This is a genomic window from Chachezhania antarctica (genome assembly GCF_003646465.1).
In the GTDB taxonomy this organism is placed as follows: Bacteria; Pseudomonadota; Alphaproteobacteria; order Rhodobacterales; family Rhodobacteraceae; genus Chachezhania; species Chachezhania antarctica.
On sequence record NZ_QZEX01000009.1, the window covers coordinates 128943 to 151799 of the forward strand.

Here is a 22857-nt window from a genome sequence, read left to right on the forward strand (position 1 = left end):
ACCTTCAAGGCACTTCCTGTGCGGAAAAGGGTGTATCTTCGCCCGCCCCTTATGGTAATTCTGTTAAGCATTTCGGTTTTGGGCGCTTGTCGCCCACTCGACGACGGCAAGCAGGCGGTGGAACAGCGGTCGCCAACGAAGGCAATCGACTGTCCGGCCGATCTCCCTATCAGAGGTACGCAATGAGTTTCTTCAAAACGCGCTCGATTGATGGCAATCGTGACCAAGCTGTTGAAATCGCGAATAACCTCGCTGCAGCCAATCTGATGTCAGGCAATGAGCCCAGATCCGATGCCTATTACGAAAACCTGACGGTCGGTGAATTCCGAAGCGAGGTCATCGAAGCCCTGGATGCGATAGATTCGGTCGATCTGGACTTGATTCGATCCGCGCTGGCAGACCCCGCCTTTCGCGCAACCGTGCCGGCCGAACTGCTGGCGACCGTCGACGAGGTTCTCAAAAATGGCTTGGCCGACTGTCGGGCTGTGCTGGTGGACAGCCTGGAACCGACATACGGCCTGGATCTCTTCACGCCGATGAGCCAAGTCTTCGCCGCCGAAGACGCCAGGTTTTCCGACCTGGACGACCGGGTTCGCCGCAAGGACATCCGCGACTGGGTCGAGACCGCGTCGGATGGCATCACGTCGCGCGGCGGCAGGATCGAAGGTGATGGTGACGAGCTGACCTTCACATCGCACACCTGGCGGCAGGATCCGGAAACCGGCGTCTATGTCGACGACAACGACACCTCGGGGAAGAGCTTTTATGAACAGGTCGGTGATTTCTTCGCGCACAGCATGCTTGCCGGCATCGCGACCCTGCCCGGCAAGGCCGGAAGGCTGGCGCAGGGCATCAAGACGGTTGAGGACGCCAGACGGACCGAAGAAATCATCGACAAAAACGGTGACCGGATCACAGACCTTCTCGAGCGCGACGCGCCGGACGCGCTCAACGGTCATATAAGCCCTGAAGAGCTCTGGGCGCGCACCGTACGCACAATGAAAGACTATGTCCTGGAACTTTTCGAGTTTGGTCCGTCCAAGCCCGATATCCAGCTGAAAATGGGGTATGGTGCCCGCCATTCGGATGCGAGCTTCGTTGTCGCCATGGATGGCAGCTCACTTGACGGGTCGTCTCACGGCGACCGCTTTCTGCTGGGCAGCGGATCCTCGAAGTTCCGCGCAGGCGCGGGCGAAGACGTGGTCTTCGGCATGGCGGGCTCCGACAAGATCTTCGGGGGCGCGTCCAATGACATTCTTCACGGCGGTGCCGGAAAGGACAAGTTGGTCGGGGGGCGCGGATCGGATGCGCTGGACGGCGGCCGCGGCGCCGACAAGGTCAAGGGCAATGGCGGGCGTGACCTGATCTACGGCGAGAACGGCCGCGATAAGCTGTGGGGCGGCAAAGGAAGCGACGAGCTTTACGGAGAAAAGGGATCGGATCGCCTTTGGGGCAGTCGGGGACAGGATCTGCTTGACGGCGGCGCGGGTGCGGATCGTCTGTTCGGCAACGGCCAAAAGGACTACCTGATCGGGGGCCGCGGAACTGACCGGCTTTCCGGCGGTGGTGGCAACGACGTTTTCATCTTCGAAACGAAGCGGGACGGACGCGACACGATCCGGGATTTCGAGATCGGCGATCAGATCCTTCTGCAGAGTAGCAGGGCGCGCCAGGTTACGGTCGGACGCGAAGACGGTGATGTCATCGTCGCTCACAAGGGTGGGACGATCACCATCGCCGATGCGAAGGCAAGCGATGTCCGCGACGCCATCATCTACGATGGCATGGATATCCTGATCTGACGCCGACATTTCCCGCTTAAGACCGAACCGACGGCGAGAGGAACAGCCTGATCGTCCTTTTCCGTCACCCCGGTGGTCACGGACGGGTTGAGCCGGGCAGACCCTCCTGCCGCCTGTATGGCCAATACGGATAGGGTGCAGCCACGGCGCTGGATTTATCGAATGCCGCGATCTGTTCCGCGCGCCGATGATGACCGGAGCATTGCAGGCCGCTGTAGCAACCTGTTCAGCGCAATCTGCGGGACGGTCCGGCCCGTTTCGGCCGCGTTGGTGTCGAGCGTGTGGACGACTGTTTCGGGATGCTTGTCTTCGGTCGGCGGACCAAGGCTGGCCGTTCCATGCAGGCGGCTGCTGTCGGGGAGAGGTGGCCCGCGATGGACCGCGCCGGCACCCGTCAGACGTTGCGAGCGGCGTTCAGGATTTCGTCCTGAAGGTCTGGGTCGGACACGGCGCGCGCCAGCACCATGCTGCCGATCATCTGCGCCATCGCGCGCAGCGCAGCGCCACGTGCGTCAGCATCGCCTTCACCTTCCAGCCGGCGAGCCAGATCCGCAACTTGTCGCTCCACCGCGGCTGTGAACACATCCTGCAAGGGCGCGCCGTGTCGCGGTGCCTCGGCCGCGAGCGTGGCGAAGGTGCACCCCCGGTCACGGGCGTTCAGATGATCCTGCGACAGATACCAATCGCGCAATGTGGGCAGGGGATCGCCTCCGACTGCGTGCAGTGTCCGCTCCCAGTAGTCGAAGTTCTGTTTCAGCGCCTGCTCCGTCGCCTCGGCAATCAGCGCATCCTTGCTGTCGAATTGCTTGTAGAATCCGCCATGGGTCATCCCGGCCGACTTCATCAGGCCCGCAACCCCGATCCCGTCATAGCCATTGGACCGGAATTCCCGGCTGGCAGCATCTACCACCTTCCGGCGGTTCTTCGCAGCGACATCGCGGCTGACCCTCATCGCGTTCTCTTTCCTCCCGCGGCCCTGTGGGGCCTGAATTAGAATATGGATTGAATCTAAACCCACCCCATTCAAATGCAAGCGGTCCCGGCAGACCGGCAGAGACCGTCGGGCCTTCACCAGACCGACACGCCCTCGCCCCAGGCGAACTTGCGGAACGGCTTATCCAGGGGGACCTGTGCAAGGTGGCTCGTGTAGTTCGACATGACTTTCTGCGCACAGGCAAGGATCACCTCCAGCACGTTGCGTTGTGTGTAGCCTGCGTCAAGGAACGCCTGCACGTCATCGGCGCCCAGCACCCCCCGTTCGCGCACCATCTCCAACGCGAAGGCTCGCAGCGCTTCCAGCCTTGCGGTCGGCAAGGGCGTCCCGTCGCGCAGGGCGTCGGTGATTGCGTCGCTGACCCGCATCTGCCGTGCAATGGCGGTGTGGGCCGGAACGCAGTATATGCAATTGTGCTCCACATTGATCGCCTGCCACAGGACGGTGACTTCCTTCGCCGAAAAACTGGACGTGGCGACCAGTTCGTGAAGGCGCAGATAGGCCTCCAGCAGGCCCGGCGCCTCGGCCATGACGGCCTGAAGGTTCAGAACCGCGCAATAGCTGGCCTTTGCCTTCGCCATCAGAGGTTTGCTGGCCTCAGGCGCGGTGTCTTCGGTGTGAAGCGTGAAATCCGTCATCGGTCTCGTGCTTTCCTTCGGTCAGGCCGGCGTGGCCCGCCGCTGCGTCAATTTATTACTGAACGAATCTATATTGACCATTTGGATGTTGTTCATAATCTTAAAGCGATGCTGAACACAATCGAAAACCAGACCTCGGCCCCGACAAGGAACACCAGAATGAACGAGCAACACTCCTCCCCGGACATCTTCGCGACGGCCGCGATGCCCGATGTGCCGTTCGGCCTTGCCCGGCCGGATCAGGTCGCGACGCTGAGCGGACTCGAGATCCTGTCCCGCATCCCTACGGGAGAGCTTCCGGCCCCCACCATGGCGCGCACGCTGCAGCAATGGCCCGTTTCTGCCAGCGCCGGGCATGTGGAATTTCGTGGCGACCCGTCGGCCGAGTACCTGAACCCGATGGGGCTGGTGCATGGCGGCTGGACGATGGCGCTTCTGGACAGTGCGCTGGGATGCGCCGTGCAGACGCTGCTGGAACCGGGTGAGACCTATGTCAGCCTCGGGACCGAGGTGAAGTTCCTGCGTCCCGTGCTGGCCGATATCGGACAGGTCCGTGCATTGGCAAATGTGGTGTCACGCGGGCGGCGAACGGCCACGGCTGACGCACGGGTCGAAGACCGAAAAGGCCGGATCCTGGCCACCGGGACGACCACCTGCTTTCTGGACCGGATGAGCAGGCCAGACTGACAGGCAGTGGTCGATCGGCGTGATATCACCCCCTGTCATTGCACCTGGGAAGCGGCGCTTAACTGCGACCTTCGCCCCAAAATCGCCGCATCTCGAACGATTTAAAAATGTCGAATAGGTTGCCTTTTCCATTGTCACAAGGACAGGGAAACCTTTGCGGGGTGCATAGGCGACGATCTCGAGAGGAAAGCGATAGCCTTTCAGGCTTGGCATCATGCAAGGTATTTTGTCCCCATTGCCTATGTGACAGCCGACGGGCAAACAAGTTGGCTATCCCGTCGCCGTCACTCAGCAGCTTGCAACGGACGCGAAGGCGTCTGCGACGCGGGCGTGTTGAAATACCCGTCCTTCAGCTCGGGCCAGCCCATGTGCTTGCGCAGCTTTTTGAATTCGGCCCCCAGCGCATCGATATTCGCGTAGGTCGCGTGGCGGTCGCTGTCCACGTAGTTCACACCACCACCCAGGTCAGGCGTGTAGGTTTGCATGCGTTTCTGGAGTTTGGCCCACACGGCAGGATCCTCGCGTTGTGCGCAGATCGTTCGACCGATCAGATCGGCCATACCATCAAACATCTTGTAGATACCGCCGTTGGTTTCTGTAAACCCGAGCCCGAAAAGCTGGGGGTTCACGCGGCTGAACATCTGCAGATAGTTGTCAGGACGATCCCCCTTCCAGCTGAATGCGGCTTTGTCGACGTAAGGTACCTGCCATTCATAGCCTGTCGCGCAAATCACCAGATCAACATTTTCGCGGCTGCCGTCGCTGAAGACGACCTCTTTGCCATCCAATCGGTCTACATCCCCTTTTGCAGTCAGATCCCCATGGCTGAGATAATGAAGCAGTTGCGAGTTGACGATCGGGTGGCTTTCAAAAATCTTGTGGTCGGGTTTGGGAAGACCAAGGCGCGTCACATCGCCATTGATCAACCGTAACATGCCGTGAAGCACTTTCTGGGCCAGCCACATGGGCAAATGTGGACCTTCATGCGCGAAGACATCCGCCGGCTTGCCCATGATATGCTTTGGAATGAAGTGATAGCCGCGCCGCACGCTGATAAAGCTCGCGTCGCTCGCGATCGCGGCGTCACATGCTATATCGCATCCGGAATTACCGGCGCCGACGATCAGAACCTTCTTGCCGCGAAATTCGTCCAGGTGTCTGTAGCTATTCGCATGACGTATTTCGCCGTCAAACGTTTCGGTATCCTTGGCCCAATCGGGCAGTTTGGGGTGCCAGGTCGTGCCCGAAACACAAACCAGCCAGCGATAGTGACGTGTCTCTTCGTTTGATAGCTTTACCTCCCAGGTGCCGTCGACAAAGCTGGCTCCTGTGACTTCCGTATTGAAGGTGATGTGATCGTACAGCCCATAGTGGCTGGCGAAGCTCTTCATGTACTCGAAGATCTGACGATTTGAGGGATAGTCGGGATAGTGATCCGGCATCGGGAAGTCCCAAAAATAGGACTGCGTCTTTGACGAGATGAAATGCGCGGACGCGTACATCGGCGTGCCCGGGTTTTTCAGGTCCCAGATGCCGCCGACTTCGCTGTGGCGTTCGAACACATCGAAGTCGATGCCAAGGTTCTTGAACGCCCGCGCCAGTGCAAGACCGCCCGGTCCCGCTCCGACGATGCACGCTTTCTGATTTTCGGCAGGTGTCATGGCCTCATTCTCCAATATGAGCAAGCATCATGTTTGACTATTGTGATAGATCCTCATATTTTGAAAATCAATGTATTTTCGCACTCAGGGGTTGCCGGCATGGCTGACGCATCCATCGAAGTCAGAAAACGCCCAGTGCAAGCCCGCAGCAGAGCGCGGGTTGATGCAATTCTGGACGCGGCACGAGACATCATTTCAGACGTCGGAAGCGATGGCATGAAGATGAACGCGCTTGCCCAGCAGGCAGGCGTGCCGATCGGGACGGTCTACCAATTTTTTCCGAACAAATCCGCGGTGATACACACGCTGGTTCAGACAACGCTGGAATCGCTCAGCGACGCACTTCGGGACCAGTTCAAAGACGCTGCCAGCGTTGAAGATGTTGCCGAGCGGATGGGGACAGCCATCAGAAATTACTGCAGGTATCTTTGTGACGAACCGGTTCTCAGCGATATCCTGTCCTCGACCCAGGGCGACAGGAATCTAAGGGATATCGACCGTCAGGACAGCCTGCGAAACGGCAAGATGCTGTTTGACGTCGTTGCACCCTTCATTGCCGATACGGAGCACGAAGCGCTCAACGTGATGTGTTTCAGGGTCGTTCATCTGACCGGATCGCTGGCCCGCTTGTGCAGCACAATCGACAGTAAGACAGCGACGATGATGCAGGATCAGTTCATCAAAAGCGCCCAACATGATCTGAAATCGTTCCGCAAAGCGGGATAGAATCCAGTCAACCCTGTCAAATCCGGGACACCCCCTGCCTGGCTCCGCACCATCCAAACCGATAGCCGAGAAGCTTCAAACCGCGACAGTTGCATTCCAAACTGACACGGTTCAGATCAATGAACTTCGCCAAATTCATAAAATCAGGCGAACTCCACCTCGTCCGTCTTCCACTCGCAAACAACACCCGCAATCCTGCTCTCCTGTATTCGTTTATAGGCCCAGATGCGGCCTTTTCTGACCCCTTTGCCAAGCCTCTTGTCACGCCTTGAGCGGTCCAGCACTCGGATCGGCGTGTCGTCAGACAAAGTAGGTCGAACGCGCGATCCCGGCCTTGCGGCAGATCTAGGCGAACGACGTGCTTTCCTCGCCCTGCTTCAGAACGATCGGTTTCCGCGCCTCCGTGAACTTCGATGCCTTCATGCGATTTCACTCCTTTCCCAGACAAGAAAGCTTGGCGGGAAACGCTAGCTTCAAACTCTCCAGATTTCAGAGGGCGGAGCAGGTCTTCGGCGCTGCGAAAATGACGACCACGTCGCGCGACCGTGCGCCATGCGTCCTGCGGATCTGAAAGACAATGCTCGCCCGGGATCAGCCTTCGGACAATCCGAGAGTTCGCTTCAATTGTTGCGTGTCAATCGCCCTGCAAATCCCTGCTGCCGAGCGGGCCAACGGCGTGTCATCTGCGGCGCAAAGTGCGTTCAGGACAGCTTCTTCCACGGCCTCAACCGCGGCAAGATAGACCGGGTCCAGTTCCTCGTCATTCAGAACTGTCATCTGCCGCCAGGGACCGGAAAGTTGCGGCAAGGGCATTTCGTTCGCTGTCGAGAACGCGAGGAAGATATCTCCTGAATTGTTGCCACCGGGGGTACCGCCGCGGCCTATGCCGATGGCCGCACGCCGGGCCAGCCGTTCGAGCTGCCCGGGCGACAGAGGCAGGTCAGTTCCGAGGATCACGATGATCGAGCCGCGTTCCGTCACCATATCGAGGATCCGGTCCTCGGTCATTACCTCGCCCACGCGCGTCCCGGCGACTGTCAGCCAGGGTCTCAGCCCGTGGTTGGCCTGCACCAGCGCTCCCATCGTGAAGCGCTGCCCGTCAATGTCGACCACGCGCGACGACGTCCCGGTGCCACCCTTGAACTCGTAGCAGATCATCCCGGCCCCCCCCCCGGAATTACCCTCGCGCACCGGTCCAGGCCTGGCGGCGTCAATCGCAGCACGGGCATGGACCTCGGTCACATGGAGACCGTTGATGTCGTTCAGTACGCCGTCATAGGTTTCCGCCACGACTGGCATCGCCCACAGGTGATTGTCCTCCCACGTGGCGCCATACGTCTCGATCATCCAGCGTACGGCAGCCGTGTGGCAGGGACCGATGGCATGCGAGTTCGAGATCATGATCGGCCCGGCCAGCCAGCCGCCGTCGCGCACCCAATGCGATCCGGTCATCTCGCCATTGCCGTTCAGGCTGAACTGGCCCGCCCAGACCGGTTTCGGTTTCGGGTCGCGGCCACGCGGCAGGATCGCCGTCACCCCGGTCTGCACCTGGATCCCGCGACTGGCCAGCGACGGATCCTGCGAGGACAGGAGTTCCACCCCGCCAACCTCGACCCCCGGCACATCGGTGATGGCATTCAGCGCACCGGGCGTGCCCGGCAACGGTATGCCCAGGTCCCGGGCGCGAGATTTGGTCGTCATTTCGTACGTCTCGATCTTAGGTAGAGCCCTACGCCCGCGATCACGATGGTGAAGAGCAGCATGAGGGTGGCGATGGCGTTGATCTCGGGCTTGATGCCGCGGCGAAGCATGCCCCAGATGTGGATGGGCAGCGTGGTGTTGCCCGTGCCGGCAACGAAATAGGTAATCACCAGGTCGTCCATCGATATGATAAATGCCAGCAGCCAGCCGCCAAGGATCCCCGGCGCAATCCCGGGCAGCGTCACCTTGCGGAAGGTCTGCATCGGCGTGGCACCAAGATCGGCCGAAGCCTCTTCGAAGCTCGTGTCGAGATCGGCCAGCCGGGCCGAGACGGTCACGAAGACATAGGAGATGAGGAAGGTAGACTGGCCGATGATGATGGTCATGATCGACAGGTTCATCCCGATGGTGATGAAGAAGATCAGGAGCGCGATACCCAGCACGATGTCGGGCATGATCATCGGCACCATCATCAACGTCCGGTAGAAGCCCGCAAGCCGGAACCGGAAGCGCGCAACTGCGAGCGCCAGCGCGGTGCCGAACACCGACGCGAAGACCGAGGTCGAGAGCGCGACGGTAAGGCTGGTCCGGATCGCGGCATATAGCTGGGCGGAACTGTCGACATAGCTTGTGCTGTCGGTGATCGCCGTTTCATAACCGAAGATCTGGCGGTACCAGTCGAAGGTAAAGCCGCTCCACACCATCATGTTCAGGGTGTTGGCGTTGAAGGAATAGGCCACCACCAGAAGGATCGGCGCATAGATGAAGACGAAGAAAAGAAGCCCGTAAAGGGACAGCAGGCGGCGCAGCATCAGGCGTCTCCCCGCCGGGCGAGCCGCAGCTGGACCACCAGAAGAAGCAGCACCGCCGCCATGACCATCATCGCCAGCGCAGAGCCGAAGGGCCAGTTGCGCGCCGACAGGAACTGCTGCTCGATCAGGTTGCCGATCATCAGGACCTTGGCACCGCCCAGCACCGACGGCACGATGAAGTTCCCCAGCGACGGGATGAAGGTGATGATGGATCCACCGATGATCCCCGGCATTGTCGCGGGCAGCACCACCTTCCAGAAGGTCTGCACCCGCGTCGCCCCAAGATCGGACGAGGCTTCAAGCTGCGCGATGTCGAGCTTTTCTATGGATCCGTAAAGCGGCAGGAACATGAACGGGATGAAGACGTAAGTCATCCCAAGGATCACGGCGAAATCTGAATACAGAAACTCGATGGGATCAGAGGTGATCCCGATTCCCATCAGGCCCTGGTTCAGGAATCCGGTGGGCCGCAGGATCAGGACCCAAGCGAAAAGGCGCACGATCAGGCTGACGAAAAAGGGGAGCGTGACAAGGAAGATCGCGAAGTCGCGGCGGCCCGGTGACATGCGGCTGATCCAGAAGGCGGCGGGGTAGCTGACCAACAGGCTCGTAACCACCGTCAACCCCGCAAGCCGCAGCGACCGCAGGAAGATCCCCAGAAAGACCGGATCGAATTTTTCGTACCGCGTGTCGGCCCAGCCAAGTATCCGACCGTAGTTCAGGTGCGAGAACACCCAGTCGACACCGCCATAAATGCCGGGCGTCAGGAAGCTGTAGACCAGCATGGTCAGGAGCGGCCCGCAAAAGAAGACCAGCAGGAACACCGACGGCGCACCAAGAAGGCCTATCAGCTGAAGGACCTTTCGCCGGGCAAGTTTCATTCTGCGACCTCGTCGATCAGGTGCAGGCCGGACGCCGGGGCGTGAAGCGTCAGATCCGCCCCGACCTCGGGTGCCGTGGCGCCGGATCGGATCAGCGCGCGGACGGTGCCGAAGGCGGCGGTCTCCAGCGTGATCTGATGGTCCTTGCCGGAATAGTAGGTCTCGGCAATCCGGCCCGAGAAGGACAGTTTCGGACCTTCCGGTTTGGCCAATCCCAACGCTTCGGGACGAAGAAGCAGTGTTGCCTGTCGGGAGGCGCAGGTGGTGGCGAAGCTCTGGCCATCGGCCAAGCTGGCCTGTCCACCATCAATCGCGACAGGCAGCAGGTTGCTTTCGCCCAGGAAGTCCGCAGTGAACAGGTTCGCCGGGCTCTCGTACAGGACCGAAGGCACGTCGATCTGCTGGATGCGGCCATGGGCCAGAACGGCGATGCGGTCGGACATCGTCAGCGCTTCTTCCTGGTCGTGGGTGACGAAGACGAAACCGATCCCCAGCTCGCGCTGGATCGCCTTCAGTTCCTGCTGCATCTTCTGGCGCAGGTTCTTGTCCAGCGCCGAGAGCGGTTCATCGAGAAGCAGAAGCTTGGGCTTGCCAGCCAGGGCACGGGCCAGCGCAACGCGCTGCTGCTGCCCACCTGAAAGCTGCGAGACCGAACGTTTCTCCATGCCTTCCAGGCCGACCAGTTCCAGCATTTCGCTCACGCGGGTGCGGATCGTAGCCTTGTCATTGCCCGCGATCTCCAGCGCGTAGCCCACGTTCCGGGCGACGCTCATGTGGTTGAACAGTGCATAGCGCTGGAACACGGTGTTTACCGGACGCCGGTGCGCAGGCATCTGGGTGACGGCCGCGCCGTCGATCAGGACGTCGCCCGCATCCAGCGTTTCGAACCCGCTGATGCAACGCAACAGCGTGGTCTTGCCGCAGCCCGAAGGCCCCAGCAGCGTCACGAACTCGGCCGAGGCAAGCTTCAGAGAAACACCGTCGAGCGCGGTCATCACACCACCCTCCGGCGTGCGGAAGCGTTTTCGTGCGTCAACGATTTCCAGATGTGCAGGCATGGGAGAAGTCCTGAGCCCGGGCAGTCCCCTGCCCGGGCATGGCAGGGTTGAAACCCCGCAGGTTACGTCATTGCGCGGTTTTGATCCGCGTCCATTCGGAATTGTAGAGTTGCAAGTCGCGGCCCAGGTCCTCGAAGATCTGGAGCTTGCCCATGGTCTCCTGGTCCGGGTAGATCGTTTCGTTCGACACGATCTCGGCCGGGATCAGCTCCTGCGCGGGGATATTCGGCGTGCCGTTCATCTGCTGTTCGACGTTCAGCGCAGCGATTTCCGGCTGCAGGTAGAACTCCATGAACTTGATGGCATTCTCCTTGTTGGGGGCCGACTCCAGAACGCAGATATCCTCCTGGTACATCGTGGCCCCTTCCTTGGGGATGATGTAGCCGATCGTCTCCGGGTTTTCCGACACGAAGAGGTTCGCGCCCACGTACCAATGCGCGGCGGCCACATCGCCCGAGATCACTTGCGGCACGGAATCGTAGGTGAAGGCCGTCACGCCATCGAGGTTCGAGACGATGTAATCGGCAGCGGCTTCAACCTCGGCCGGGTCGGTGGAATTCACCGAATTCCCGCCCATGATCAGACCGACGCCGATTGTTTCGCGAAGGTCATCCAGAAGGGTGATCTTCTTGCCCTCCTTGCCGAGCGCGAAGAAGTCCTCCCACCCGGTGATGCCGCCGGCGAGTTCCTTGTTGTAGACGATCCCCACGTTGCCCCAGGCGTAGGGCAGGCAGTATTCGGCGTCGGGGTCGGTCTTGGCACGGACGAATTGCGGGTCGATGTTTTCAAAGCCCGCCGCGCTGCCGATATCAGTCTTCGCCAGCAGCCCAAGCTGATACATGATGTCGTGCATGTGGACGGACGGGAAGACAATGTCGTACCCTGTGGCGCCGGCCTGGATCTTGGCCAGCATCTCTTCGTTCGAACCGTAGGTGTCGAGCGTGACCTCGATCCCGGTTTCCTCGGTGAATTTGTTCAGCACGGCGGGGTTGATGTAGTCACCCCAGTTATAGAGCGACAGCGTGCCCTCGGCCGTCGCGGCCAGCGGTGTCAGGGCGAGGGGCGCGATCAGAGCCAGGCTGGCCCGAAGAGCGGTCTTCTTCATGCGTTCATGTCTCCCGGTAAAGGTCTTGACTGAGGTTTTTCCTTGAGGACGGAGGATGGTTGAGTAATATCTTTTTCGTCAAATGGTATTTTTCTGTCATTTTGGAGATTCACTGTGTCCAACGGTTTTGCATCCTTTGCCGAGGCGCCGATTGACGACCTGGTGGGTAAAATGAAGGCTGGACTGCCGAAATTGCCCAAGCAGGAGGCGAAAGTTGCACAGTATTTCCTGCTGAATCTGAACTCGATCTCGTTCGAGACAGGGAAATCCATCGCCCAGAAAGCCGGAGTCGCCGAAATTACCGTCGGGCGAATGCTGCGGAGGTTCGGCTGTGCAGGCATGAAGGAGTTCAAGGCGATGCTGCGCCAGCGCTATTCGGTCAGCGGCCATGCCCTGGCCGAAGAAAGCGCCGAACCGCCCGCGGACTGGCAAGACCAGATGAATGCCGAACTGCGCGCCGTCCGAACTGTCTATGCAAAGATCGACACCCCGGCTTTCCAGGCCGCCGAACACTACCTGCGCCAGGCGCACGAGATCTATGTCACCGGCTTTCAGACCGTCCGTGGGCTGGCAGAGGATACGGCCCGGCGGCTGGCGCTGGCTCGACCGCGGGTGCGGTTCCTTTCGGGCCATGACAGCATGTTGTCGGAATGGCTTGACCCGCCCACAGCGGGGCAAAGCTGCCTTCTGATCATCGATGTCATTCCCTATGCTTCGGAATGCGAAACGCTGGCGCGTCTGGCGCGCGAACAGGGGCGATCCGTCATCGTCGTGACCGACGAATACTGTCACTGGGCGCACGATGTCACGGACGCCGTGATCAATTCGCCTTCAAAGACCGGTCTTTTTCTCGAATCTATCCTCGGGCTGAACGCGGCGACCAGTCTGCTGGTCCACTCAGCCGCCGCGACCCCCGGTAGTAACATCGAAGAGCGCATGCGTGACTGGAAGCGACTGGCCAACCGGCTTCAACTGTTTTGAAGAGAACGACACAGATGTTGTCCGGCGGTGTTGGCATTTGTGGGACTGGCCAAACGGTCTAGTGCCGAATCCAGAGGAAACTCCGTCGATGCGGGCTCCCAGCATGTGAAATTGGCCCCGTTCAGGCCGCGAGGGCAAGGGCCATCGGCTCGATGGACTGAGAAGGGGTGTCCCAATCATCGACCTTCCATCTGGCCGGAGGGCAATCGGCCATGTTGCGGTGGAAGCCGAACTCGCACGCAGGTGCGAAGGCGACATTCAACCTGTCGCTCTCATCAACGGCCAACGCGAAAGGGGGGAGCTGCCACTTTCGCGATAGGCCGGCGTGTTGAGGTACGACAGATCCAAATCCATCATCGGGCGGATATAGGTGGTCTTGCGGGCAAATCTGTAGGCAACCCACGCGCGGATGCCGACAAGGTGTGCGTCCGGTTCGGCCGTCAACAAACCAATGGCCCGGATACCATTCGATCTTGTCGGTCATACGGTGCTCCTTGTCCTGGACGATTTGCCGGGCAGTGACCGCGATTTCGCGTTAGGTGCTGCTGTGCTGGCGGCGGTGCAGCGCCTTGACGATGGGCTTGATACCCTTTCAGGGACTAATTGGACATTGCCGGTGTGGTTCATCATTGTAGAGGTTCGTACCAGAGGGCCCCAGAGTTGCCAGAGGACAGCTTTCCACAGAACCTTAGATTGCTCTGCAGCTACGCGCATTCGATCACCGAAGTCTGCGAGAAACTCTCGATCAACCGTCAGCAATTCCACCGCTATCTGAACGGGCAAAGCCGGCCGTCGCATCGAAACCTGCGGAACATTTGCGATTTCTTCGGCGTGGATGTATCGACGACCTGGGCGCCTTCCGCGCGGCCTCCTTCATTGAACGTGTGATGAAAACCTGAGGTTCTGTCGCAAAGTTCAACGGAACGATCTGTGTGGTCGCCTTGTTTGCCTATGAATTTTAGCTAGGCGTTTAACCCACGGTTTGATGGTGCGATCCTTTCTCAGGAAAGGAAGGAAGCATTATGGGTCAGGTTCGTCACGGGAGCGTTACCACAACGCATGCCGTCAGAGCTGCAATACAACGATCGCGAACTTCGCGCGCGACGCTGAGCCGGGAACTGGACAACTATCCAAAGACAGTAGAGAAATGGCGCAAACGGCAGACGGTCGAGGATCTGAAAAGAAGCCCCGAGGGACCCACGTTCGACGATTTATTCTGAGGCTGAGGAGGCGGCGATCATCGCGTTCAGACGGCGAACGCTGCTTCCACTGGACGGTTGTCTTTACACTCTGCAACCATCAATCCCGCATCTGACACGCTCGGCGCTGGATCGGCTCTTGCAGCGGCACGCAGCGCTTGCCTGATGTCGAGGGTGACAAGCCAAAACGGTCGAAGCTCAAAAGCTACCCGATCCACTGCGCGCCCAAGCCCATGGCCGTATGCTGGGGGCTGTTCTATGCGTCGGCCTAGTTGGGTTCACCATCTTCTGGGCCGTCAAAGTGTTCTACAGTATCGTACCGAAGGCCTATGACGGCGCGGGGCAAACCCCTGCCGCCCGTCTGAAGCCGGGCGCAAGCTGAACTCTGCCCCTGTCGTTTCGAAGCTTCGGCCCCATCCGGGGGGCCATGCGCGGCACGCATGGCGCCTGCCCGGCCTGTCAGAAAATGATCGGCGGAATCGAGCGTTTCTGAAGCAAAGCAAGGAACCCATCTGCGCGCCGCGGGTTGTCCTGCCAACGCCACCGCGCGTCCTTGATAACGGACGTTTTTAGCGGTGGGCCAATTGAAGAAGGAACGACATCATGCCTGCACTCGAAAACGCAAAGGTCCTGATCATCGCCACGAACGGGTTTGAACAATCCGAACTGATGGAGCCCAAGAAGCAACTGTCCGAAGCGGGCGCGACGGTCCATGTCGCGACACTCGACGGCGGGGCCATCAAGGGTTGGAAGGGCAAGGACTGGGGCGATACAGTCGACGCCGACCTCAAGATTTCCGACGTGAATGTCGACGACTATATCTGCCTGGTACTGCCCGGTGGCCAGATCAACCCTGACATCCTGCGGACCGACAAGGCCGCCGTTCAGCTGGTGCGCGACTTCGTCGCCAACGACAAGATCGTCGCTGCGATCTGCCACGCGCCCTGGCTTCTGATCGAAGCCGGTGTTGTCGAAGGCCGCGAGATGACGTCCTACCACTCGATCCGCACCGATCTTAAGAACGCCGGTGCCAATGTTGTGGATCAGGAGGTTGCGATATCCAATGGCATCATCACCTCGCGCAGCCCGGACGACCTCGATGCGTTCGTGGCCAAGATCAAGGAAGAGATCAAGGAAGGCGAACACCAGCGCGACGTCGTTGCCTGATCCGTGGTCGCCAACCGTTCGAGGATTGGAGCGGAGAACAGAACTCTTGCGGCGGGAGTAGTTCCGCAAGGATCGCTGTCGCCGCCGGTTCAATCACGGCGCGGCGCAACATGCCGGTGGCGACCGGACTTGCCGCGGTGAAGGGATCTCCGCGGCAAGCCGGAAAAGTGTCCTAGATCACGCCATCCGCGCGCAGGCCGGTCAGCTGGTCCGGCGCGTATCCCAGCGCGCTCAGCACCGCATCGGTGTCGGCCCCCAGCTCGGCCGGTGCCGTCGTTGCCGGGCTGGTGGTGCCGTTGCCCTTGAAACTGAGCGCCGGGACGTAGACCGGCCCATCGTGACCTTCGACGTGGATCTCGCTCGTCAGAGCGCGGCTGGTGATCTGGTCTTCGCCGAGGATCTCGTCCAGCCCCCGCACCCGGCCCGCGGGCACGGCGACAGCGTTCAGCATTTCCTCCCATTCGGCAGCCGGGCGGGTTTTGAAGATCGCAATAAGCTCGTCCCGGAGGGCGCCGGAATTGGCCTTCAGCGCGTCGGGCGTCGACCAGCGGGGATCTTCTAGCAGATCGGTCCGGCCCATCGCCTCGGCCATGCGGCGGAACTGCGGCAGGTTGTTGGCGGCCAGCATCAGCACACCCTCCAACGTGTCGAAAGCGCCGGAGGACGGGCTGGCGCTCCAGGCCTCGTTTCCGGACTGCTCGGGGATCCAGCCGGTGGTCAGGTGCGTTGTCATCAGGGATGCCATCAGCATCAGTGCAGTATCCAGCATGGCGACATCGACCTGCACGGCCTCGCCCGTGCGGCGCATTTCCAGCACTCCCGCCATCACGGCCATCGCCGCGTTCATGCCGGTGGCATAGTCGATATAGGGCGAACCCACTTTCGTCGGCCCCGCACCGGGCGCGCCGGTGGTCATCATGATGCCGCACATGCCCTGGATCACGTGATCATAGGCAGGGCGCCCGCGCATCGGCCCGTCCTGCCCGAAGGCCGAGATCGAGCAATAGACGATATCCGGCTTCAGTTCCTTTACCGCCTCGAACCCCAGCCCCAGCCGTTCGGCGACACCGGGCTTGAAGTTCTCGACAAAGACATCGGCGGTGGCGACCAGTTCCCTGGCAATCTTCAACCCCGCTTCGGATTTCAGGTCCAGCGTCACCGACTTCTTGTTCGAATTCTGCGTCAGGTAGGAAAGCCCCATCTTACGCTCGGCCAGTTCCGGCACCGAAGCGCCGATGCGCGTCCAGTCGCCTTCGCCGGGCTTTTCGATCTTCAGCACCTCGGCCCCCATCAGCGCCATCAGGTAGGTGGCGTAAGGCCCGGCCAGAACCTGGCTCAAGTCGACGACCCTCAGGCCCTGCAGCGGTTGGAACATCGGTTTCTCCATCGAATGGTTTTCCTGCCTGTATGGGGGGCGGAGCACAGGGCCCCGCCCGGCCTGCCTTACTGAGGCTCGACGCCTGCATTGCGGAAGATCTGACCGTGCTTTCCGAAGGTCGAAACCATTTCCTGCTTTGCCTTATCCGCGTCGAGATACATGATCGGGATGCTGGCCGACCCGGTCACCTGCTTGAATGTCGGGTCGGTCTGGGCCTTGGCCAGCGCATCCGACAGCGTCTGCACGATGTCCTCGGGTGTGCCCTTGGGCAGGTAGAGCCCGGCACGCGTATCCATCGCCAGTTCATAGCCGAACTCGTCGATGGTCTTCACGTCCGGATCCGACGGATGGCGGAAGGTCGTCAGCGCCGCCACCATCTTCATCTGGTCGGGATACTTGGAATGGATCCCGCCCGAAAGCGCCAGCACCACCTGATTGCCCAGGACGGCATTGATCATCTCGCCCCCGCCGTTCAGCGGCACGATGTTGACGTCGAGCCCTTCCTTCTTGGCGATCTCGTTCATCGTCATCCGCGCGGCAGGGCTAAGCGAGCCGTAGCTGAAACCCGGGTTTTCCTTGGCCCAGGCGACGAAACCGTCGAGATCGTCGAAGGGTGACTCCTTCTGCGTGACCAGCCCCGCCTGGTAGGCGGTGATGAAACCGGCCCATTCGAAATCGTCGGGCGTGAACTGGACCCGCTTCATCAGGAAGGGCGCGGTGTTCACCACCGTGTTGGCGTGGAACATGATGGTGTAGCCGTCGGGCTTGGCCTGCTGCAGTTCCCGCGCCGCCACGGCGCCGCCGGCGCCCGGGCGGTTGACGACGTTGATCGGCTGGCCCAGCTCTTCGGACATGACCTTGGCCGCCGCCCGGCCCACAAGATCGGTCTGCCCGCCGGCGTTGTAGCCCACCAGCATCGTGATCGGCCGGTCGGGATAATGATCGTCGGCCAGTGCCGGAGTGGCCATCAGGCTTCCCGCCATGGCAAAGGATGCCAGTCGCGCCAGCACGTGGCGCCGTTTCAGAATACTCATCGGTTCCTCCCCTGAGTGCTCGGTTGCGGTTCCGCGCCCGTGGGACGCGGCTTGGTGCGGGCGTTCTTGCCCGTCGTCTGTGCGCGGGCCAGCAGCACAAGCGTGACTGCCGTCAGCACGATGAAGACAAGCGCGATCGGATGGACCAAGAGGTTGGTCCACTTGTGGTCCAGGATCTGAAGCGACTGACGGAAGGTCAGCTCGATACTGGGGCCGATCACATAGCCGATCAGGAAGGTCACGAACGAGAAGTCGAGCTTCTTGGCGAAGAAGCCGAAGACCGTGAAGAAGAGCATGATCCAGATCGCGAAGACGCTGCCGCTTTCCATGTAGGCGCCGATGCAGCACAGGAAGAGCACGGGCGGAATGATCAGCCGCATCGGCACCTTGATCACCTGGGCAAACAGGCTCTGCCCGAAATAGCCGATCACCAGCATCAGAAGGCTTGCGCACAGCATCGCGGCGTAGACAGCCGCCACCATCCGCGGGTTCTGTTCGAACATCAGCGGGCCGGGGGTCAGGCCGTGCAGCACGAAGGCCGCGATCAGGATCGCCGCGATGACGCTGCCCGGGATGCCAAGCGCGAAGAGCGGCACGAGGCTGGACGGCACCACCGCGTTGTCGGCGCTTTCGGCGGCGGCCACGCCCTCGATCCGGCCGGTGCCGAAACTGTCGGGATCGTCCGACGCCTTCCGCGTTGCGCCGTAGGACAGGAACGAGGCGACGCTGGCCCCCAGCCCCGGCAGGATGCCGATGACCGATCCGATCAGCGTGCCGCGCAGGATCGGCACGGCGCAGCGCCGCCATTCGTCGCGCGTGACCCGGCGGTCGTCGGGATTGCCGCTGTCGGCGATCTGCGCCATTTCCATGTCCAGCGCCCGCATGTTCCCGGCCTGGATCGCCATTTCGGCCACCGCGAGCATACCGATGGCCATCGGCACCAGCGGGATCCCATCGTCGAGCTCCAGCAGATCGAAGGTCATCCGCGGGATGAAGGTTTCGGTCTCCAGCCCGACCGTCGCGAAGAAGATCCCCAGCGCCCCCGCGATCAGCCCCTTGGTCAGCGACTTTCCCGACAGCCCGCCGATGAAAGTCAGCGAGAAGACGAGGATCGCACACAACTCCACCGGCCCGATCAGCAACGCGTATTGCGCCAGGGGGGCGGCCAGGCAGATCAGGATCAGCGTCGACAGGAAATCCCCGATGACCGAGGCGAAGAGCCCCATCTTCAGCGCCTTCTGCGCCTTGCCCTGCCGCGCCAGCGGGTAGCCATCCAGCGCCGTGGGCGCCGACGAAGGCTCGCCCGGTGTGTTCAGCAGGATTGCCGAAACCGCGCTGCCGGCGGTCGATCCCTTGGCGATACCGATCAGCATCGCGATGGCGGCGACGGGGCCAAGATAGAAGGTCAGCGGGATCGACACGGCCACGCCCGTGGCCTTGCCCAGCCCGGGCAGAACGCCCAGTACGTAGCCCACGGTCACGCCGACCGCAATCCAGACCAGGGTCGACAGGTTCAGGACGTCGAGGAATCCTCCGATCAGCTGGGTCATAGGATGGGGGTCCCCAGAAGCCGGTAGAACAGGAGGTAAGTTCCGCCCAGAACGACGACGGGAAGCAGCACGAGGTATAGCGGCCGCCGCTCTCCCAGCATCAGGAGCCCGCCCAACAGGATCACCACGCCCGCCGCCAGCGGCCCGATCAGCGCGTAACCGGCATAGGCTACGGCAAAGAGCACACCAAACTTGCCAAGCGCCAGAAGCTCGGCGCGCGAGATCGGCCCGTCGTCGTCCTCGACGCTGCGCAGGTTGGTCGCGCAAAGCAGCACGGCCAGCACGGTGGTCAGCCCCATCATCAGGCTCGGCACCAGCCGCGGCGACATCATGCCGGGCGGGCCTTGGTCGATCTGTGCCGGAATGACGAAAATGAGCATGAGCAGCCCGAACACGGCCAAGGCCGCGCCGGAAAGCACGTTTGCACGTCGCATGGTTTCCTCCCAGACGCGGCCCCGCCTCCCCAGATGCTGACAGGCCGCTCTTCCTCCCTATCCGGCCCCCTGTTCCGGGCGCGGGATTTGCCTGACCATACTCGGGCAGCCTATGATAAAAAAAGTCGGAAAAATGTTTCATGTGATCGGAATTACTTATGTCTATCTCGCACCAGGACCGCCTGCGCCTTCGTCACCTGCGGCTCTTGGAGCTGATCGAGCAGCATGGCTCGCTCCGGTCCGTGGCCGATGTGCTGAACCTCAGCCAGCCCGCGATTTCGCAGATGCTGAAGGACCTTGAGCTCGCGTTCGGCACCCAATTGGTCGAAAGGTCGGTCCGCGGGGTCGAACTGAACGCCGCGGGCCGCACGGCGCTTTTGCGCTCGCGCCCCTGCCTGTCCTTCGTCCGGCAACTGGGCGAGGAACTGGAATCGCCTGAACAGCCCGTCCTGCGCGTGGGCGCCAATCCCGCGGTGATGCTGCATGTGATACCGCAGGCCATCCGCCGTATGTTCGAGACCGGTCCCCGCATGCGGTTCCGCTTTCGCGCAGGGCTGGTGGCCGAGATGGTCGAAGCGCTCGTCGCAGGCGACATAGACTGTTACGTCGGCCGGGTGGACTGGAGCCGGATCTCGCGCGAGGCGGCGGGGATGCTGGTCTGCAGCAGGCTGAGCGTAGCCGAGCTGAGCGTCGCCTGCGCCGCGGATCATCCGCTGACCCGAAAGGACCGTGTCACGCCGCAGGACCTCCTTACTTATCCCTGGGCCTCGGCGGCGGGCGGGTCGTCGAACTGGGCCGAGGTCCAGCTGAGGTTTCGCGAACTGGGCCTGAAACCCCCGGCAGCCGAGATCGAATCCGATCTTCTGGGCCTTCTGGGGATCGCCGCGGCGACGGACTTTCTGACCTGTGCCCCGATCTCTGCCATCCGCCACCCGATGTCGGCCAAGACGCTGACGGCGCTTCATGTTCCGGGGTTCGAACTGCAACCTGCCCAGACCGAATTCGTGTCGCTGCTGCCGCCCGAACGCCTGACGCCGATGCATCGCCTGCTGGAAGCGCTGCGTGCCGAACAGGACAATGGCGAGAGCGGTTTCACCCGGATCGCTTGAACCTTCAGCTTGAACGAGATCTTTGCGCTGCAGGCACAGTGCCTTGGAAGGCCGACATGAGACACGATACGAATGTTCTGGGTACCGGGGGCGCGGGCCTAATGGCAGCGGCCACCGCCGGGCAGGACGGCGGTCGGTCCGATTTCAACAAACTGGACGCGGATGTGGATTGCTACCTGTCCGCGAACCCGCATTTCGCCAGATCCGCGCTTTCCCGCTACACTCAGCGGGATCTGCCGCCAGCCGCGGCCGAGCCACGCCAATTCTTCACGGAACTGTCGTCTGACATTCGTGAAACCGTTGGAACCGGATAGGACAAGGGCTCCAGTCACCCGGTCCGCCCCGGGATCGCATTCCGATCCATTCGTGGCCGCGGCGGGAGAAACGGAGTCCTCATGTTCCAGAAACAACTTTCCACCCTAGCGCTTGCCGCCGCTCTCGGTCTTGGCCTTGTCCAGCCTGTCGCTGCCGATGCCCTGCTGCGCATCGGTCTTCAGCAGGAGCCCACGACGCTCGACCCGACATCGGACGCGACCGCGTCCATCGCCGGGATGCTGGGCCAGAACGTCTATGAAAGCCTGACCACCGTCGACGAAAGCGGCGCCGTGCTGCCGCAGCTGGCGGAAAGCTGGGACGTGTCGGAAGACGGTCTGACCTACACCTTCCATCTGGCCGAAGGCGTGACCTTTCACGATGGCACCGCGTTCGATGCCCAGGACGTGAAGTTCACCTTCGACCGTGCCATGGGCGAAGACAGCGTGAACCCGGCCAAGCGCTACTTCAACGTGATCGAAAAGGTCGAAGTCGTGGATCCGCAGACCGTGAAGATGGTCCTGAAGCAGCCCGACGCCTTCTTCCTGTTCAACGTCGCGCAGGGCTCCGCCTCGATCCTCGCGCCGGAAAGCGCCGAGGACGCCAAGACAGCGCCCGTGGGCACCGGCCCGTTCCGCTTCGAAGGCTGGACCCGCGGCGACCGGCTGAAGCTGGCGAAGAACGACGATCACCGCGATGCAGGCGAAGTCGCGCTCGACCGGGTCGAGTTCCGCTTTGTCGCCGATCCGGCGTCGGCCGCCGCCGCACTGATGGCGGGAGAGATCGACGCCTACCCGGGCTTCGGTGCGCCGGAAATGCTGCCCCAGTTCGAAGCCGATCCGCGCTTCAAGGTGTCGGTCGGTTCGACCGAGGGCGAGGTTATCCTTGCCATGAACAATTCCAAGGCGCCCTTCACCGACCAGCGCGTGCGCGAGGCGGTGAACCACGCGCTGGACCGCGACGAGATCATCGAGGGCGCCATGTACGGACGCGCCGTGCCGATCGGCAGCTTCTACCCGCCGCACGGTGCAGGTTACGTCGACCTGACGGATCGCTGGCCGCATGACACGGCGAAGGCGAAGGCCCTGTTCGAGGAGGCGGGCATTGCCGGCGACACGCTGACGATCCGCGTGCCACCCTTCGCCTATGCCACCCGCTCGGCCGAGATCATCCAGACCGAACTGGCCGATGCCGGGATCGACGCCAAGGTGGAAGCCGTCGAATGGGGTTTCTGGCTGGACGAGGTCTACAAGAAGCAGAACTACGACATGACCATCATCGCGCACACCTCGCCCAACGATCTGGGCAATTTCGCGAAAGGCCCGGAGTACTTCTACGGTTACGACAACGCTGATTACGACACGCTGTGGAACGCCATCACCGTGGAAAGCGACGAGGCGAAGCGGAACGCGCTTGAACGCGAGGCGCAGCACTTCCTGGCCGACAGCGCCGTTATGGGCTTCCTGTTCCAGCTGCCGAAACTGTCGATTGTCCGCGCCGACGTGACCGGCCTCTGGGGCAGTTCGCCCGTGACGTTCCAGCCGCTGTCCGGCGTGCGTATCGGCAGCGACATGTGATCCGACCCAAGCCAGAGATATCGGGCGGGATGGCGCGCGTCGCCGTCCCGC

The 22857-nt window shown here is 61.5% G+C and carries 22 protein-coding genes and 1 pseudogene; 10 read left to right on the forward strand and 13 right to left on the reverse strand.

The window, feature by feature from the left end; translation table 11 throughout:
- Nucleotides 1-182: 182 nt before the first annotated feature.
- Complete coding sequence (locus D4754_RS17485) at nt 183-1802, forward strand: calcium-binding protein (RefSeq protein ID WP_121066264.1); 1620 nt, start codon at nt 183-185, stop codon at nt 1800-1802.
- A gap of 394 nt (nt 1803-2196) precedes the next feature.
- Here the strand turns inward: D4754_RS17485 and D4754_RS17490 are convergent, their stop codons facing one another.
- Nucleotides 2197-2754, reverse strand: a complete 558-nt coding sequence (locus D4754_RS17490) for a TetR/AcrR family transcriptional regulator (RefSeq protein ID WP_121066267.1) — start codon at nt 2752-2754, stop codon at nt 2197-2199.
- 116 nt (nt 2755-2870) lie between these two features.
- Entirely contained in the window at nt 2871-3434 is a 564-nt protein-coding gene (locus tag D4754_RS17495) for a carboxymuconolactone decarboxylase family protein (RefSeq protein WP_121066271.1), read from the reverse strand.
- Nucleotides 3435-3593: 159 nt separating this feature from the next.
- Between D4754_RS17495 and D4754_RS17500 the strand changes: the two genes are divergently transcribed.
- Nucleotides 3594-4121: a PaaI family thioesterase gene (locus D4754_RS17500; protein ID WP_240453929.1), complete on the forward strand. Its 528-nt coding sequence runs from the start codon at nt 3594-3596 to the stop codon at nt 4119-4121.
- A 284-nt stretch (nt 4122-4405) separates the two neighbouring features.
- Here D4754_RS17500 and D4754_RS17505 read toward each other — a convergent pair whose 3' ends face one another.
- Nucleotides 4406-5782: a flavin-containing monooxygenase gene (locus tag D4754_RS17505; protein WP_121066274.1), complete on the reverse strand. Its 1377-nt coding sequence runs from the start codon at nt 5780-5782 to the stop codon at nt 4406-4408.
- Between the two features lie 99 nt (nt 5783-5881).
- Between D4754_RS17505 and D4754_RS17510 the strand changes: the two genes are divergently transcribed.
- A complete protein-coding gene (locus D4754_RS17510; protein WP_121066277.1) occupies nt 5882-6508 on the forward strand; it encodes a TetR/AcrR family transcriptional regulator in 627 nt (208 codons plus the stop codon).
- A 591-nt stretch (nt 6509-7099) separates the two neighbouring features.
- Here D4754_RS17510 and D4754_RS17515 read toward each other — a convergent pair.
- The 5 genes from D4754_RS17515 to D4754_RS17535 form a co-directional block, all read right to left on the reverse strand.
- Complete coding sequence (locus tag D4754_RS17515; RefSeq protein WP_121066280.1) at nt 7100-8209, reverse strand: DmpA family aminopeptidase; 1110 nt, start codon at nt 8207-8209, stop codon at nt 7100-7102.
- Nucleotides 8206-9021 (reverse strand): ABC transporter permease, encoded by an 816-nt coding sequence (locus D4754_RS17520; protein WP_121066283.1) that lies wholly within the window; start codon nt 9019-9021, stop codon nt 8206-8208. Before D4754_RS17520 ends, D4754_RS17515 begins: the two co-directional genes overlap by 4 nt.
- Nucleotides 9021-9902, reverse strand: a complete 882-nt coding sequence (locus D4754_RS17525) for an ABC transporter permease (protein ID WP_121066286.1) — start codon at nt 9900-9902, stop codon at nt 9021-9023. Before D4754_RS17525 ends, D4754_RS17520 begins: the two co-directional genes overlap by 1 nt.
- Complete coding sequence (locus tag D4754_RS17530; RefSeq protein ID WP_121066289.1) at nt 9899-10960, reverse strand: ABC transporter ATP-binding protein; 1062 nt, start codon at nt 10958-10960, stop codon at nt 9899-9901. Before D4754_RS17530 ends, D4754_RS17525 begins: the two co-directional genes overlap by 4 nt.
- A gap of 67 nt (nt 10961-11027) precedes the next feature.
- On the reverse strand, nt 11028-12065 hold the full coding sequence (locus tag D4754_RS17535) for an ABC transporter substrate-binding protein (RefSeq protein ID WP_121066292.1): 1038 nt from the start codon (nt 12063-12065) through the stop codon (nt 11028-11030).
- Nucleotides 12066-12179: 114 nt separating this feature from the next.
- Here D4754_RS17535 and D4754_RS17540 point away from each other — a divergent pair, with 114 nt between their 5' ends.
- Nucleotides 12180-13046: a MurR/RpiR family transcriptional regulator gene (locus D4754_RS17540; protein WP_121066295.1), complete on the forward strand. Its 867-nt coding sequence runs from the start codon at nt 12180-12182 to the stop codon at nt 13044-13046.
- A gap of 121 nt (nt 13047-13167) precedes the next feature.
- Here the strand turns inward: D4754_RS17540 and D4754_RS24715 are convergent, their stop codons facing one another.
- Nucleotides 13168-13530: a hypothetical protein gene (locus D4754_RS24715; protein WP_240453930.1), complete on the reverse strand. Its 363-nt coding sequence runs from the start codon at nt 13528-13530 to the stop codon at nt 13168-13170.
- A 134-nt stretch (nt 13531-13664) separates the two neighbouring features.
- Here D4754_RS24715 and D4754_RS24665 point away from each other — a divergent pair, with 134 nt between their 5' ends.
- The 3 genes and pseudogenes from D4754_RS24665 to D4754_RS17560 all read left to right on the forward strand — a co-directional run bounded on the left by D4754_RS24665 (nt 13665) and on the right by D4754_RS17560 (nt 15412).
- Entirely contained in the window at nt 13665-13934 is a 270-nt protein-coding gene (locus tag D4754_RS24665; protein ID WP_420837221.1) for a helix-turn-helix domain-containing protein, read from the forward strand.
- A gap of 134 nt (nt 13935-14068) precedes the next feature.
- A pseudogene (locus tag D4754_RS24430) lies at nt 14069-14460 on the forward strand (transposase family protein); the annotation flags it as partial.
- 388 nt (nt 14461-14848) lie between these two features.
- The gene (locus D4754_RS17560) at nt 14849-15412 is read left to right on the forward strand and encodes a type 1 glutamine amidotransferase domain-containing protein (protein ID WP_121066304.1); all 564 of its coding nucleotides are present in this window, start codon (nt 14849-14851) and stop codon (nt 15410-15412) included.
- Between the two features lie 172 nt (nt 15413-15584).
- Here D4754_RS17560 and D4754_RS17565 read toward each other — a convergent pair whose 3' ends face one another.
- From D4754_RS17565 to D4754_RS17580, 4 genes are read right to left on the reverse strand one after another with little or no spacing between them, the layout of a single operon-like run.
- The gene (locus D4754_RS17565; protein WP_205589660.1) at nt 15585-16799 is read right to left on the reverse strand and encodes a CaiB/BaiF CoA transferase family protein; all 1215 of its coding nucleotides are present in this window, start codon (nt 16797-16799) and stop codon (nt 15585-15587) included.
- Nucleotides 16800-16855: 56 nt separating this feature from the next.
- Nucleotides 16856-17824 carry a Bug family tripartite tricarboxylate transporter substrate binding protein gene (locus D4754_RS17570; RefSeq protein WP_121066307.1) on the reverse strand — a complete coding sequence of 323 codons (969 nt, stop codon included), beginning with the start codon at nt 17822-17824 and terminating at the stop codon, nt 16856-16858.
- A complete protein-coding gene (locus D4754_RS17575; RefSeq protein ID WP_121066310.1) occupies nt 17821-19374 on the reverse strand; it encodes a tripartite tricarboxylate transporter permease in 1554 nt (517 codons plus the stop codon). Before D4754_RS17575 ends, D4754_RS17570 begins: the two co-directional genes overlap by 4 nt.
- On the reverse strand, nt 19371-19808 hold the full coding sequence (locus tag D4754_RS17580; RefSeq protein ID WP_121066313.1) for a tripartite tricarboxylate transporter TctB family protein: 438 nt from the start codon (nt 19806-19808) through the stop codon (nt 19371-19373). The genes D4754_RS17575 and D4754_RS17580 overlap by 4 nt, the downstream gene beginning before the upstream one ends.
- Nucleotides 19809-19966: 158 nt before the next feature.
- Here D4754_RS17580 and D4754_RS17585 point away from each other — a divergent pair, with 158 nt between their 5' ends.
- The 3 genes from D4754_RS17585 to D4754_RS17595 all read left to right on the forward strand — a co-directional run bounded on the left by D4754_RS17585 (nt 19967) and on the right by D4754_RS17595 (nt 22806).
- The gene (locus tag D4754_RS17585) at nt 19967-20917 is read left to right on the forward strand and encodes a LysR family transcriptional regulator (protein ID WP_121066316.1); all 951 of its coding nucleotides are present in this window, start codon (nt 19967-19969) and stop codon (nt 20915-20917) included.
- 56 nt (nt 20918-20973) lie between these two features.
- Nucleotides 20974-21231 carry a hypothetical protein gene (locus D4754_RS17590; protein WP_163025961.1) on the forward strand — a complete coding sequence of 86 codons (258 nt, stop codon included), beginning with the start codon at nt 20974-20976 and terminating at the stop codon, nt 21229-21231.
- Between the two features lie 81 nt (nt 21232-21312).
- Nucleotides 21313-22806, forward strand: a complete 1494-nt coding sequence (locus D4754_RS17595; protein ID WP_121066322.1) for an ABC transporter substrate-binding protein — start codon at nt 21313-21315, stop codon at nt 22804-22806.
- The last annotated feature ends 51 nt before the right edge of the window (nt 22807-22857 follow it).

Excerpts from the sequence above, each read along its gene's own strand:
- D4754_RS17485 (WP_121066264.1), top strand. The coding sequence starts at position 183 with ATGAGTTTCTTCAAAACGCGCTCGATTGATGGCAATCGTGACCAAGCT.
- D4754_RS17490 (WP_121066267.1), bottom strand. The coding sequence starts at position 2,754 with ATGAGGGTCAGCCGCGATGTCGCTGCGAAGAACCGCCGGAAGGTGGTA.
- D4754_RS17495 (WP_121066271.1), bottom strand. The coding sequence starts at position 3,434 with ATGACGGATTTCACGCTTCACACCGAAGACACCGCGCCTGAGGCCAGC.
- D4754_RS17500 (WP_240453929.1), top strand. The coding sequence starts at position 3,594 with ATGAACGAGCAACACTCCTCCCCGGACATCTTCGCGACGGCCGCGATG.
- D4754_RS17505 (WP_121066274.1), bottom strand. The coding sequence starts at position 5,782 with ATGACACCTGCCGAAAATCAGAAAGCGTGCATCGTCGGAGCGGGACCG.
- D4754_RS17510 (WP_121066277.1), top strand. The coding sequence starts at position 5,882 with ATGGCTGACGCATCCATCGAAGTCAGAAAACGCCCAGTGCAAGCCCGC.
- D4754_RS17515 (WP_121066280.1), bottom strand. The coding sequence starts at position 8,209 with ATGACGACCAAATCTCGCGCCCGGGACCTGGGCATACCGTTGCCGGGC.
- D4754_RS17520 (WP_121066283.1), bottom strand. The coding sequence starts at position 9,021 with ATGCTGCGCCGCCTGCTGTCCCTTTACGGGCTTCTTTTCTTCGTCTTC.
- D4754_RS17525 (WP_121066286.1), bottom strand. The coding sequence starts at position 9,902 with ATGAAACTTGCCCGGCGAAAGGTCCTTCAGCTGATAGGCCTTCTTGGT.
- D4754_RS17530 (WP_121066289.1), bottom strand. The coding sequence starts at position 10,960 with ATGCCTGCACATCTGGAAATCGTTGACGCACGAAAACGCTTCCGCACG.
- D4754_RS17535 (WP_121066292.1), bottom strand. The coding sequence starts at position 12,065 with ATGAAGAAGACCGCTCTTCGGGCCAGCCTGGCTCTGATCGCGCCCCTC.
- D4754_RS24715 (WP_240453930.1), bottom strand. The coding sequence starts at position 13,530 with ATGACCGACAAGATCGAATGGTATCCGGGCCATTGGTTTGTTGACGGC.
- D4754_RS17560 (WP_121066304.1), top strand. The coding sequence starts at position 14,849 with ATGCCTGCACTCGAAAACGCAAAGGTCCTGATCATCGCCACGAACGGG.
- D4754_RS17565 (WP_205589660.1), bottom strand. The coding sequence starts at position 16,799 with ATGGAGAAACCGATGTTCCAACCGCTGCAGGGCCTGAGGGTCGTCGAC.
- D4754_RS17570 (WP_121066307.1), bottom strand. The coding sequence starts at position 17,824 with ATGAGTATTCTGAAACGGCGCCACGTGCTGGCGCGACTGGCATCCTTT.
- D4754_RS17575 (WP_121066310.1), bottom strand. The coding sequence starts at position 19,374 with ATGACCCAGCTGATCGGAGGATTCCTCGACGTCCTGAACCTGTCGACC.
- D4754_RS17580 (WP_121066313.1), bottom strand. The coding sequence starts at position 19,808 with ATGCGACGTGCAAACGTGCTTTCCGGCGCGGCCTTGGCCGTGTTCGGG.
- D4754_RS17585 (WP_121066316.1), top strand. The coding sequence starts at position 19,967 with ATGTCTATCTCGCACCAGGACCGCCTGCGCCTTCGTCACCTGCGGCTC.
- D4754_RS17590 (WP_163025961.1), top strand. The coding sequence starts at position 20,974 with ATGAGACACGATACGAATGTTCTGGGTACCGGGGGCGCGGGCCTAATG.
- D4754_RS17595 (WP_121066322.1), top strand. The coding sequence starts at position 21,313 with ATGTTCCAGAAACAACTTTCCACCCTAGCGCTTGCCGCCGCTCTCGGT.